Annotated in this window: 12 protein-coding genes; 8 read left to right on the top strand and 4 right to left on the bottom strand. The window is 70.8% G+C overall.

Features of this window, described 5'->3' with window-relative positions; genetic code table 11:
- From shc to ACIRL2_RS00465, 5 genes are all read left to right on the top strand, one after another.
- On the top strand, positions 1-1,917 hold the full coding sequence (gene shc / locus ACIRL2_RS00485; protein ID WP_395859671.1) for a squalene--hopene cyclase: 1,917 nt from the start codon (positions 1-3) through the stop codon (positions 1,915-1,917).
- A gap of 2 nt (positions 1,918-1,919) precedes the next feature.
- On the top strand, positions 1,920-2,558 hold the full coding sequence (locus tag ACIRL2_RS00480; protein WP_395859670.1) for a 1-hydroxy-2-methyl-2-butenyl 4-diphosphate reductase: 639 nt from the start codon (positions 1,920-1,922) through the stop codon (positions 2,556-2,558).
- Complete coding sequence (locus ACIRL2_RS00475) at positions 2,539-3,918, top strand: aspartate aminotransferase family protein (protein WP_395859669.1); 1,380 nt, start codon at positions 2,539-2,541, stop codon at positions 3,916-3,918. The genes ACIRL2_RS00480 and ACIRL2_RS00475 overlap by 20 nt, the downstream gene beginning before the upstream one ends.
- Positions 3,919-4,001: 83 nt before the next feature.
- Positions 4,002-4,880, top strand: coding sequence for an amidohydrolase family protein (locus ACIRL2_RS00470; RefSeq protein ID WP_402229098.1), 879 nt, complete (start codon positions 4,002-4,004; stop codon positions 4,878-4,880).
- 5 nt (positions 4,881-4,885) lie between these two features.
- Complete coding sequence (locus ACIRL2_RS00465) at positions 4,886-6,079, top strand: amidohydrolase family protein (protein WP_395859667.1); 1,194 nt, start codon at positions 4,886-4,888, stop codon at positions 6,077-6,079.
- Positions 6,080-6,178: 99 nt separating this feature from the next.
- On the opposite strand, the gene ACIRL2_RS00460 is transcribed toward ACIRL2_RS00465, so the two are convergent.
- Positions 6,179-6,334 (bottom strand): hypothetical protein, encoded by a 156-nt coding sequence (locus ACIRL2_RS00460; RefSeq protein ID WP_402229095.1) that lies wholly within the window; start codon positions 6,332-6,334, stop codon positions 6,179-6,181.
- A gap of 320 nt (positions 6,335-6,654) precedes the next feature.
- On the opposite strand from ACIRL2_RS00460, the gene ACIRL2_RS00455 reads away from it, so the two are divergent.
- Positions 6,655-7,140: a nitroreductase/quinone reductase family protein gene (locus ACIRL2_RS00455; RefSeq protein ID WP_395859665.1), complete on the top strand. Its 486-nt coding sequence runs from the start codon at positions 6,655-6,657 to the stop codon at positions 7,138-7,140.
- A 75-nt stretch (positions 7,141-7,215) separates the two neighbouring features.
- Here the strand turns inward: ACIRL2_RS00455 and ACIRL2_RS00450 are convergent, their stop codons facing one another.
- On the bottom strand, positions 7,216-8,613 hold the full coding sequence (locus ACIRL2_RS00450) for an acyl-CoA synthetase (RefSeq protein WP_395859664.1): 1,398 nt from the start codon (positions 8,611-8,613) through the stop codon (positions 7,216-7,218).
- Between the two features lie 316 nt (positions 8,614-8,929).
- Here ACIRL2_RS00450 and ACIRL2_RS00445 point away from each other — a divergent pair, with 316 nt between their 5' ends.
- Together ACIRL2_RS00445 and ACIRL2_RS00440 are read left to right on the top strand one after the other, a co-directional pair.
- Complete coding sequence (locus ACIRL2_RS00445; RefSeq protein WP_402229092.1) at positions 8,930-9,724, top strand: hypothetical protein; 795 nt, start codon at positions 8,930-8,932, stop codon at positions 9,722-9,724.
- 165 nt (positions 9,725-9,889) lie between these two features.
- Positions 9,890-10,474: a TerD family protein gene (locus tag ACIRL2_RS00440; protein WP_402229090.1), complete on the top strand. Its 585-nt coding sequence runs from the start codon at positions 9,890-9,892 to the stop codon at positions 10,472-10,474.
- 41 nt (positions 10,475-10,515) lie between these two features.
- On the opposite strand, the gene ACIRL2_RS00435 is transcribed toward ACIRL2_RS00440, so the two are convergent.
- On the bottom strand, positions 10,516-11,100 hold the full coding sequence (locus ACIRL2_RS00435; RefSeq protein ID WP_402229087.1) for a sigma-70 family RNA polymerase sigma factor: 585 nt from the start codon (positions 11,098-11,100) through the stop codon (positions 10,516-10,518).
- 294 nt (positions 11,101-11,394) lie between these two features.
- The gene (locus tag ACIRL2_RS00430; RefSeq protein ID WP_395859660.1) at positions 11,395-11,943 is read right to left on the bottom strand and encodes a DUF3558 family protein; all 549 of its coding nucleotides are present in this window, start codon (positions 11,941-11,943) and stop codon (positions 11,395-11,397) included.
- Positions 11,944-12,124: the final 181 nt, after the last annotated feature.

The raw sequence follows: 12,124 nt of genomic DNA, 5'->3' as shown, positions 1-12,124 counted from the left end.
ATGACAGTGACCGTCCAGCCGGGAATCGGCGACGTCGACGACGACGACGGGGTCAGGGGCGCACTCGACAGGGCCGTCGCCCATCTGATGGAGCTTCAGGACGATGCGGGCTGGTGGAAGGGGGAGTTGGAGACCAACGTCACGATGGACGCGGAGGATCTGCTCTTTCGCGAGTTCCTCGGCATCCGCACCGAGGAGCAGACCCTGGCCAGTGCGCGATGGATCCGCGCCAACCAGCGCTCGGACGGCACCTGGGCGACCTTCTTCGGCGGTCCCGCCGACCTGTCGGTGACCGTCGAGGCGTACGTCGCGCTCAAGCTGGCCGGTGACGACCCGGACGCCAAGCACATGGCCGCCGCGGCGGCCTTCATCCGCAACGGCGGCGGCATCGCCAACACCCGCGTGTTCACCCGGTTCTGGCTGGCCTTCTTCGGCTGGTGGTCGTGGGACGACCTGCCGGTGTTGCCGCCGGAGATCATCTACCTGCCCAAGTGGTTCCCGCTCAACGTCTACGACTTCGCCTGCTGGGCCCGGCAGACCATCGTGCCGCTGACCATCGTCAGCTCGCTGCGCCCGGTCCGGCCCGCGCCGTTCGAGCTCGCCGAACTGCGCCCCACCGGCGCGGTCCGGGGCCGACCCGCGGCCGACGACCCGTGGTCGCGGGCGTTCCGCGCGCTGGACGCGGGCCTGCACCAGTACCAGAAGCGGCCGATCAAGCCGATCCGGCAGGCCGCGATGCGCAAGGCCGAGCAGTGGATCGTGCAGCGCCAGGAGGCGGACGGCGGATGGGGCGGCATCCAGCCGCCGTGGGTCTACTCGCTGATCGCGCTGCGCCTGATGGGCTACCCGCTCAACCACCCGGTGATGGCGCAGGGCATCAAGGGCCTGGACGGGTTCACCATCGTGGACACCGACGAGGACGGCGAGCTGCGCCGCCGGTTCGAGGCGTGCCAGTCGCCGGTGTGGGACACCGGGTTGACCCTGGTCGCGCTGCGGGACGCGGGAGTTCCGGCCGCCGACCCCAGGGTGGTCAAGGCGGCCGGGTGGCTGATGGACGAGGAGATCCGCGAGGTCGGCGACTGGGCGGTGCGCCGACCGGACCTGGAACCGGGCGGCTGGGCCTTCGAGTTCGCCAACGACTACTACCCGGACACCGACGACACGGCCGAGGTCGTGATGGCCCTGCGCTACACCGACCACCCGGACGGCGCGCGCAAGGACGCGGTCCTGGACCGGGCCGAGCGGTGGACGGCCGGGATGCGCAGCAAGGACGGCGGTTGGGGCGCGTTCGACGCGGACAACGTCAGCATCCTGCCGCTGAAGCTGCCGTTCTGTGATTTCGGCGCGGTCACCGACCCGCCCTCGGCCGACGTCACCGCGCACATCGTGGAGATGCTCGCCGACGGCGGTGCCCGCTACAGCTCCTATGTCGCCGACGGCGTCAAGTGGTTGATGGACCATCAGGAGGCGGACGGCTCCTGGTTCGGCCGCTGGGGCGCGAACTACATCTACGGCACCGGCGCGGTGCTGCCGGCGCTGGTGACCGCCGGCGTCGACCCCCGGCACGCGGCGATCCGGCGCGCGGTGCGCTGGCTGGAGGCACGGCAGAACCCGGACGGCGGCTGGGGCGAGAACCTGCGCAGCTACGATCAGCCGAAGACCTGGTCCGGGCGCGGCGAATCCACCGCGTCGCAGACCGCGTGGGCGCTGCTCGCGCTGCACGCGGCGGGCGAGTTCGGCGAGGTCGCGCAGCGCGGCATCGACTGGCTGACCGAGCATCAGAACGAGCTGGGCGGGTGGGACGAGCCGCAGTTCACCGGCACCGGCTTCCCCGGCGACTTCTACATCAAGTACCACATGTACCGGCTCGTCTTCCCCGTGATGGCGCTCGGTCGGTACGCCGGGACGATGGACTGAACATGCCCCTGATGGTGGTCACCCCGCTGCGCATCGAGATGCGCGCGGTCGAGGCGGGGCTGATGGGCGCCTTCAACGTGCGCGTGGAGCGCGCGGGGATGGGACCGGACAAGGCTCGCGCCCGGGCGCGGGCCCTGTCCGAGCTCCCGGCAGCGGAGTACGGCTCGCTCGCGGTCGCGGGATTCGGCGCGGGCGTGGGGGAGAGGGTCGCGGTGGGCGACGTGGTGATCGCCTCCGAGGTGCGCGGCTCGGACGGCACGGTGATCGAACTGCCGAGCTCCGAGGTGTTGTTGGAGTGGATGCGGCGGGTCTCGCCCAAGCTGAGGTTGCATCACGGTCCGATCGAGACCGTGGACCGATTGGTCAAGGGCCGGGCCCGGCAGGCGTTGCGCGAGCGCGGCGCGCTGGCGGCCGACATGGAGTCGGCGTACCTGCTCGCGGCGGCGGGTGATCGGCCGGCCGGGGTGGTCAGGGTGATCACCGACACCCCGGAGCGGGAACTGCTGCGGCCCCGCCTGCTGGTGGACGGGTTCAAGGCATTCCGCACGTTGCGCCACGCGACCCCGGCCCTGCTTGACTGGGCCAACGACGAGCGAACCAAGTCAGGAGGTACGGCGGGCGATGACGTTCGACCTGGGTGAGACGTACGAGGCGTACGCGGACCGCGGCTTCGAGCTGCACGCGAAGCACCTCAACCCGCAACTCCCGCGCGTGCTGCGGACGATCGGCATGGACCGCGATTACGTTCGGGCCGAGGGGCCGTACCTGTACGACGACAAGGGCGACCGGTACCTGGACTTCCTGTCCGGGTTCGGCACCTACGGTGTGGGCCGGCACCACCCCGTGGTGCGCAAGGCGATGCAGGACGTGATCGCGCTCGATCTGCCGGACATCGTGCACTTCCACACCCCGCCGCTGGCCGCCGCGCTGGCCGACCGGCTGTTGGCCCGGGCGCCGGGGATGGACCGGGTGTACTTCTGCAACAGCGGGACGGAGGCGGTCGAGGCGGCGCTGAAGTTCGCCCGCTTCGCCACCGGGCGGCGGCGGATCGTCTACATCGACCACGCCTTTCACGGGTTGACCACGGGCGCGCTCTCGGTCAACGGCGCGGCGGAGTTCCGCAAGGGCTTCGAGCCGCTGCTGCCGGACGTGGGCATCGCGCTGGGCGATCTGGACGCGCTGGCGCGGGAGTTGAAGCGCGGTGACGTCGCGGCGCTGATCATCGAGCCGATCCTGGGCAAGGGCGTGCTGGCTCCGCCGCCGGGCTGGCTGGCCGCCGCGCAGCGGTTGCTGCGCGAACACGGCGCGTTGTTGATCGCCGACGAGGTGCAGACCGGGATGGGCCGCACCGGCAAATTCTTCGCGTACCAGTGGGAGGACGGCGTCGAGCCGGACATCGTCACGGTCGCCAAGGCGCTGTCGGGCGGATACGTGCCGATCGGCGCGACGCTGACCCGGGACTGGGTGTTCAAGAAGGTCTACTCGACGATGGACCGCGTGCTCGTGCACGACTGCACGTTCGGCGGCAACAACCAGGCGATGGCGGCGGGCCTGGCCACGCTGGCGGTGCTCGACGACGAGGACCTGATCGGCAACAGCGCGCGGATGGGCGACGCGTTCGTGGCCGGTCTGGCCCCGCTGATCGACAAGTACGAGCTGTTCGCCGAGGTGCGCGGGCGGGGCCTGATGATCGGCCTGGAGTTCGGCAAGCCGCGCTCGCTCAAGCTGCGCGCCGGGTGGACGGCGTTGCAGGCGGCTCGGCACGGGTTGTTCGCGCAGATGGTGGTGGTGCCGCTCTTCCAGCGGCACCGGGTGCTGACCCAGGTCGCGGGCGACCACATGGACGTGATCAAGCTGCTGCCGCCGTACGTCGTGGGACCCGAGGACGTGGAGCACTTCGTGGCCGGGTTCGTGGACGTGATGGACGACGCGCACAAGGGCACCGGTTTGATGTGGGACTTCGGACGGACCCTGATCAAGCAGGCGATGACCAACCGCTGACGCCCTCCATGGCTATGGCCCATACCCCCTGCTGCTGTTAAGTTGATGGAGTCAATCAACTTGATGGCGCAGGGGGTTTTGCCATGTCCGCAGTCGGGTCCACGGCCGGGGCGGGGGCGATCGACTTGATGATCGGTTTCCCCAGCGCACAGGCCAAGAGCCACTACGACTTCCTGAAGCCGCAACTGCGCGACGCGGAGAGCGGCGAGATGGAGTTCCCCGCCGAGTACATGTTCAAGGGGGTGCCGAACCACCTGGACGAGGGCGTCGATGCGATCGCGGTGACGCTCGGGCAGATGGACGCCTGTGGCGTCGAGATCGGTCTGGTCGGGATGAGCGAGACCGCGCTGCGGGCGATCGCCGAGCACCCCGACCGGTTCCGGCCCACGCTGGAGGTGGACCCCAACGACATCACCACCACGGTCCGCCGGATCCGCCGGGCGTACGAGGAGCACCACATCGTCGCGGTGACCACGTTCCCGGCCGGCTGCAACCCGCAGGTGCCGGTGAGCGATCGGCGCTACTACCCGATCTACCAGACCTGCATCGACCTGGACCTGCCGATCGTCTCCAACGCGGGCATCGCCGGCCCGCGGGTGCCGTCCGGGTGTCAGGACGTCATGCACTTCGACCAGGTCTGTTACGACTTCCCGGAGTTGCGCATCGTGATGCGCCACGGCGCGGAGCCGTGGGAGGACCTCGCGGTCAAGCTGATGCTCAAGTGGCCGGGGCTGTACTACATGACGTCGGCGTTCGCGCCGAAGTACTACCCCAAGGCGATCGTCGACTACGCCAACACGCGCGGCGCGGACAAGGTGATGTACGCGGGCTACTACCCGATGGGCCTGTCCCTGGAGCGGATCTTCCGGGAACTGCCGGACGTGCCGTTCAAGCCCGAGGTGCGGGCGAAGTTCCTGCGGGAGAACGCGATGCGGGTGTTCAAGCTGGACGGAAAGGGGTGAGGGCCGTGTCGGATCGGCACACGATCATCTCGGCGGACGGGCACGCCGGCGCCGGGATGGACACCTATCGCGAGTTCCTGGACCCGTCCTGGCGCGCGGAGTTCGACGACTGGCGGGAGCGCTACCGCAACCCGTTCCGAGACCTCCAGGGCGACGGTCGCACCCGCAACTGGGACGACGACCGGCGGATCGCCGAGTTGGCCGCGGACGGCATCGTCGCCGAGGTGGTGTTCCCCAACACGGTGCCGCCGTTCTTCCCGACCGGGCAACTGCTCGCCCGCCCGCCGTCGGCGCGCTCCTACGCCCGCCGACTGGCCGGGATCCGGGCGCACAACCGGTGGCTGGCCCAGTGGTGCGGCGGGGCGAACGCGGTGCGTCGGGCCGGGCTGGCCCAGGTGTTCCTGAACGACATCGAGGACGCGGTCGCCGAGGCGGTGTGGGCCAAGGAACAGGGGCTCGCGGGCATCCTGATCCCGACTACGCCACCGGACGTGAGCGGCATCCTGCCGCTGTACGCGCCGGAGTGGGACCGGCTCTGGGAGGTGTGCCAGGACCTGGAGTTGGCGGTGGTCAACCACGGCGGGTCGGGCAGTCCGGACTACGGCGACCACCCGGCCGCGACGTTCCTGTGGATCGCCGAGGCGACGCTGTTCTCCCGTCGGCCGCTGACCCACATGCTGCTCTCCGGGGCGTTCGCGCGCTTTCCCCGGCTCAAGTTCGCCATCACCGAGCAGGGCGCGGCCTGGATCCCGCCGCTACTGCGGCAGTTGGACGGCTACCACGCGCAGATGGCCACCGGTCGGATCGGTGAGCTCAAGTACACCGAGGCCGACCGGCTGCCGGAGCCGCCCAGCGCGTACTTCGCCCGCAACTGCTGGGTGGGCGCGAGCTTCCCGTCGCCGACGGAGGCGCTGGCGCGGCACGAGTTGGGCATCGACCGCTACATGTGGGGCGCGGACTACCCGCACGACGAGGGCACCTATCCGTACACGCGGGAGGCGCTGCGTCGGTCCTTCCACGACGCCTCGCCGACCGAGTTGCGCGCGATCCTGGCCGGGAACGCGGCGACGCTGTACGGCTTCGACCTGCCCGCGCTGGACGCACTGGCGGCCGAGGTCGGCCCGACCCACGCGGAACTCGCCGAGCCCTTGGCCGACCTCCCCGCGGACAGCAACAGCCCGGCGTTCACCCGGCCGTAGCCGCCTCGTCCACCGGCCGGATCTCGCTCGAACGGCTCCGCCGCCGTCGACGGTCGTCGGTGGTGATCGGCGGCGGCCGTCGGAGCCGCCGCCTCGACCTCAGGACGCCACGGCCGGCCGCAGCACCTCCTCGCACCATCGGCGGCACGTGGTCGGCGTGTCGTCGGGGGTGCTCGGCGCGTCGGCGCCGTAGTAGCCCTGGGCGTCCAGGGACTCGACCATGTCGGCGAGTCCCCACGCCCAGGTCTCGCCCACCCCGTGACCCAGCAGGTTCTCTCCGGATCCCGCCGCTGCCCGTCTCCGTCGCCGCCCGCCATCCCTGCCCGGGCGTCGTCTACCGACCGGTTGCGGACGTCCCACCTGCGGTTCCGGCCATCGCCTGGCCCCGGCAATCCCGCTCGACGGCCGTGCCGAGTCTCGTTCGGGCGGCCGCGTCGGTGGCCGAACGGGGGACCGTCGCGTCGTGACGCGGCCCACGTCGCGCGATCCCCGAACGGCCATTGATGGTTGGCGGGGGCCCGACTAGAGTCGCGCAACCGAACTGCCGCGCGTGCCTTCCCGGGAGCGAAACGATCATGGTGGAACAGAAGAACGACGAGTTCATCGAGCCCTCGCCCGAGGAGATCGTTCTCTTCACCAAGGAGCACGTCTCGCAGATGGAGCAGTCGGACGGCGACGACGTCTGGCTCCTGGCCGGGATGAACCACGTACTCGTGCACACGGTCGGCCGCAAGAGCGGCAAGCTGCACAAGGTCGCGCTCCCGTTCTGGGCGGACGAGAACGGCCACCGCGTCGTGGTCGGTTCCTTCGCCGGCGCCGCCAAGCACCCGTCCTGGTACGTGAACCTGTCCGACCGCACGGCCAACCCGCAACTGCTGGTCCGCGTCCAGCACGCAACGTACTGGAGCACCGCCGAGATCCTCGACGGCGACGAGTACACCAAGACCTGGGCCGCGCTCACCGCCGACCGCGAGTACTACAACAACTACCAGACCCGCACCGACCGCCGGATTCCGTTGGTCCGCCTCCCGGAAACCACCCTGATCGCCCGCCGCGACTGACGCCTCGAGCCCGAACGCCTCGAAGCCCGCATCGCACTCGACCTCCCCGGACCCAAACCGCCACCCGGTGACCCGTCAGTCCGTCAGAAGTTTCTTCTGGACCTTGCCCATGGCGTTGCGGGGCAGGTCGGTGACGAAGACCACGCGCCTGGGGCGCTTGTGGACGGACAGTCCGGACGCGACGTGGTCAATGAGCTGACGCTCCGTCACTTCGGCGCCGGAGACCACGAAGGCGACGATCTCCTGGCCCAGATCGGGGTGCGCGACGCCGATCACCGCCGCCTCGTGCACGGCCGGGTGGGCCAGCAGGGAAGCCTCCACCTCGCCCGCGCCGACCCGGTAGCCGCCGGTCTTGATCAGGTCGGTGCTCGCCCGGCCGACGATGCGATGCCGGCCCTCGGCGTCGATCACCGCGACGTCGCCGGTGCGGAACCAGCCGTCCGGGGTCAGCGTCTCGGCGGTGGCGTCGGGGCGGTTCAGGTAGCCCTGGAACAGGGTCGGCGAATCGATCTGCAACTCGCCGACCGTTTCGCCGTCGTACGGACACGCCGACCCGTCCTCGCCGACCAGTCGGGTGCGCACGCCCGCGATCGGCAATCCCACGAAGCCGGGCCGGCGCTCGCCGTCCGCCCGAGTGCTGACCGTGATCAGCGTCTCGGTCATGCCGTACCGCTCGATCGGCCGATGCCCGGTGAGTTCGGTCAGCCGCTCGAACACCGGCACGGGCAGTGGCGCGCTCCCGGACACCAGCAGCCGCGCGCCGGCGAGCGCGCGTGCCGAGTCCTCGTCCCGCGTGACCCGAGACCACACCGTGGGCACGCCGAAGTACATGCTCCCGCCGGCCTGTGCGTACGCCGCCGGCGTGGGCCGGCCGGTGTGCACCACCCGCGAGCCGACGCGCAGCGCGCCGAGTACGCCCAGCACGAGACCGTGCACGTGGAACAGCGGCAGGCCGTGGACCAGGACGTCGTCCGCCGTCCACGCCCACGCTTCGGCGAGCCCGTCCAGGCCGGCCGCGATCGCCGCGTGCGGGATCAGCACGCCCTTCGGCGGACCCGTGGTGCCGCTCGTGTACAGGATCAGCGCGGTCGTGTCCGGAGCCGGCTCCCGGTGTGTGCTCGCCGAGCGCGCGGTGAGGTCGACCGGCATGGTCGGCAACCCGGTGTCGGTCCACGGGCCGGGCGCGAGCAGCAGTACCGCGCCCGAGTCGGACAGGATGTGCGCGCGCTCCAGCGGACCCGAGTCCGGCGGAACCGGGACCACCGGGACGCCCGCGATCAGGCCGGCCAGCGTGGCCACTACGGTGGCCGAACTCGCGTCCGCCCGCAGCGCGACGGCCGGCGCGCCCGCGATGCGATCCGCCAACGCCGTCGCGGCCCCGAACAACGCCTCGCGTGACATCGCCTCCCCGGCCACCGTGACCGCGTCGAACCGATCCGGCACGGGTGAGTCAAGCGAGACGAGAGCAGACACGAACCGACCTCCAGCCACGACAACCGACCCGCCGATGCTAGTGCGCGCGAACCCGGGTCAGGCGCCGTCGCCCGAACCCGCGACCCGCCCCGGCACCCCCGCGCCGCGCGGCACGGTCCACGGCGGGCCGTCCCGCGTCGCGAGTCCAGGGATTCCCCCGGGACAACGGGTGGGTCGGCGCATAGCGTGGGAGCGAGCGGGGCGGGGGAACCGGCTGGGGGGTCGGGCCGTCCCAGGGGCAGGACAATCGGTGGAGCAAGGAGTGGTTGTGCGTCGAAATCGCGCGAGGACACTGAGGATCTCGGCCGTTGCGGCGGTGTGCGTATCGCTTGGCGCGCTCACCGCGTGCGGAACCGCCGAGAGTCCGCTGTCGACCATCGAGAAGACGTCGCCGACCGATCCGGTGACCGAGTCCGCGGGTTCCGGCCTGGACGAGAACGTCCGCAACGAGGACCTCGACGTCGGCGAACTGGCGCGCCGGGCAAAGCAGTCCGCGTCCGGTCTCAAGACCGTGCACGTGGTGGCGGACATCGTCTCCGACGGCAAGGCGATGCGGCTCGACCTGCGCGTGGACCGGGGCAGCGAGGACTTCCAGGGCACCATCCAGCAGAACGACGTCCGGCTGGAAGTGCGCCGGGTCGGCTCCGACATGTACGTCAAGGGCGACGAGCGGGCGTACCGCTCGCTGGTCGGCACCGTGGACGGCGAACTCGCCGCCAAGCTGCTCGCCGGCAAATGGCTCAAGGGCGACGTCAACAGCGAGAAACTGCGCGGCGTCCGCAGCATCACCACCGTCGCCGACCCCGGCGCGGCCCTGAAGAACTTCCCCGAGGACGGCGTCAAGCTGCCCATCGAGACGATCGACGACCGCAGGATGATCCCGCTCACCGGTCCGCCCGGGAGCAACAGCGGCAAGGTCTACATCGAGGCCCAGGGCGGCAAGCCCTACCCGGTGCTGATCGTGTCCAAGAGTTCGACCAACAGCGGGTCGATCAGCTACGGCGACTTCGACATCCCGGTCAAGGTGACCGTGCCGCCGGCGGCCGACGTGATCGAGATCCCCGACCGCACGAGCTCGTCGGGCACGCCCCGCCCGGGCAGCACGGCCTGACCGCCCGCCCGACGCCGAAGGCCGTCACACCCCCGCCGACCCACCCCCGCCCGCCTCGGAGCCCACGACGGGGGATCGAAGGCACACCCTAGGATGCTCTGCGTCAACGCGCCGCGTCCGTCGACGAGGCGCGGCATCGGGGAACCACCGCGGAGGGGAGTTGCGATGACGGTCGTTCTCGCACAGGGAGAGCGCGTCAGCATCGGCAAGGGCGAGGCCGGTTCGGTCGCCCGGGTCCGGATGGGACTGGGCTGGGACCCGATCAAGCACGAGGGGCTGCGCCCGGGGCTGCAGGCGCTCACCGGCGTCGACCTGGACGCGTCGTGTCTGCTGTTCGACGCCGATCACCATCTCGTGGACACCGTGTGGTCCAGGCAGTTGGTCTCCAAGGACGGCGCGGTCACGCACACCGGGGACAACACCACCGGGGCCGGCGAGGGGGACGACGAGTCGATCATCGTGGACCTCGCCGCGCTGCCGCTGCGGGTGACGGCGCTGGTCTTCACGGTCAGCGCGTTCTCCAGCGACGACTTCTCCCGGGTCGCCAACGCGTTCTGCCGGCTGGTGGACGAGCGCGACGAGAGCGAACTCGTGCGCTACGAACTCTCCACCACCGACTCGCACGACAACGCGCAGATCATGGTCAAGCTCGCGCGCGGCGGCGAGGGCTGGGTGCTGACCGCGATCGGCCGCTCGGCCAAGGGCAACACGTTCGGCGACCTGCTGCCCGAGGTCCAGAAGTACCTGTAGGCGTCACCTCGGCGGGACACCCCGCCACAGGCGACCGCGGACTACGCCGCGACGACGAGCCCGCGCTCGCGCGCGTAGTCCGCCAACGCCTCGCGCAGCCGCCGCCGACCGCGGTGCAGGCGCGACATCACCGTGCCGAGCGGGACGCCCATGAACGCGGCTATGTCCTTGTACGGATAGCCCTCCACATCGGCCAGGTACACCGCGACCCGGAACTCCTCGGGCAGTTCCCGCAGTGCGGCCACCACCTGCGAGTCCGGCAGGTGGTCCAACGCCTCGGTCTCCGCCGACCGCAGACCGGTCGACTCGTGTGTTCCGGCCCGGTAGAGCTGCCAGTCCTCGATCTCCTGCACGCCCGACGCCACCGGCTGCCGCTGCTTCCGGCGGTAGGAGGTGATGAAGGTGTTGGTGAGGATCCGGTACAACCAGGCCTTCAGGTTCGTTCCGTCGCGGAACTGATGGAAGGACGCGTACGCCTTCGTGAACGTCTCCTGGACCAGGTCCTCGGCGTCCGAGGCGTTGCGGGTCATCCGCAGCGCGGCCGGGTAGAGCGGGTCCAGGAACGGCACGGCGTCACGCTCGAAGCGTTCGCGCCCCGGTCCGGGGGTGGTCAGGAGATCAGTCAAGTCGTCGCTCCCGCTACACGATGCACGGACCCGTCGGCGCCTGTCGGTCCCCACCGCGCCCGGGTATGTAAATCTCCCCTGCCCATCATGTTCCCGCCGATGCGGGAAACAGCCGGGCCATTGGTCCCTCATCGGTGCGAAATCGGTGTGCGGACCGAACTGCGTGCGAGATCGGCGCGATAGAGCGCGATCGGGGCACACCGCGATCACGGAAGGTCGGGATCCGTTCACGCTGTGTCGACCGTGGTGTTCCCCGGTCCGGCTCGGAGCCCTATGCTCACGGTGATGGGCGCGTCACAGCTTGGCCACCGCGAGCTTCGCCAGCGTGACCAACTGGTCCTTGGTCGGCGGCGGGTCGCCGCCGCCCGCGTTGAGCGAGAACACCGCCGTCTCGTCGCCGCGACGGGCCGCGATCACCAATACGCCACCGATCGTGTCGGGCTGTACGTACACCGCCGCGTCGCCCAGGCCCGGCACCTTCTCGGTCCGGGTGTCGCCCAGCGTGCCCAGGTAGGCGTCCAGTGCCTTGTCCACGCCGCCCGAGGTCTTCGAGCGGGTCGCGATCGTGCTGATCACCGGAGCCCCGTCGGCCGCCGCGTAGTCGCAGCCCAGCGGATTCTGCGCGGCCCGCAGCCCCGGCATCGCCAGCGCCTGCGAGACCTGCTCGGCGGTGAGTACCCCACACGCGTCCACCGCCCGCAAATCGCCGCCCGCGCCGGCGCCGCCCGCGGTCGGGCTCGGGCTCTTCGCGCCGTCCGCCTTCGTGCCGCCGTCGTCGTTGCACGCGGCCACCGGCAGCACGACGGCCGCGACCGCGACCACCACGCCCATCCGAACCCTCACGGCGCTCCCCATTCCCGGCTCGTCCCCCCGGGACGTTCCCCGGCTCCCGGCATGATCCGACATTTCCCGGCCCGCGGTGCGGTCCCGCACAGATCGTCGCGGCTCGCGAGCGGCGCGACAATGCCGTCGCGTCTCGCGATGCGGGCTGCGATCAAGCTCACACCACCTCCGACGAACCCGG

Origin of the sequence: Embleya sp. NPDC127516, assembly GCF_044765325.1 — a bacterium.
Classification (GTDB): Bacteria; Actinomycetota; Actinomycetes; order Streptomycetales; family Streptomycetaceae; genus Embleya.
Note: the sequence above shows the minus strand (reverse complement) of the source record. Positions and strands in the feature narration are given on the sequence as shown.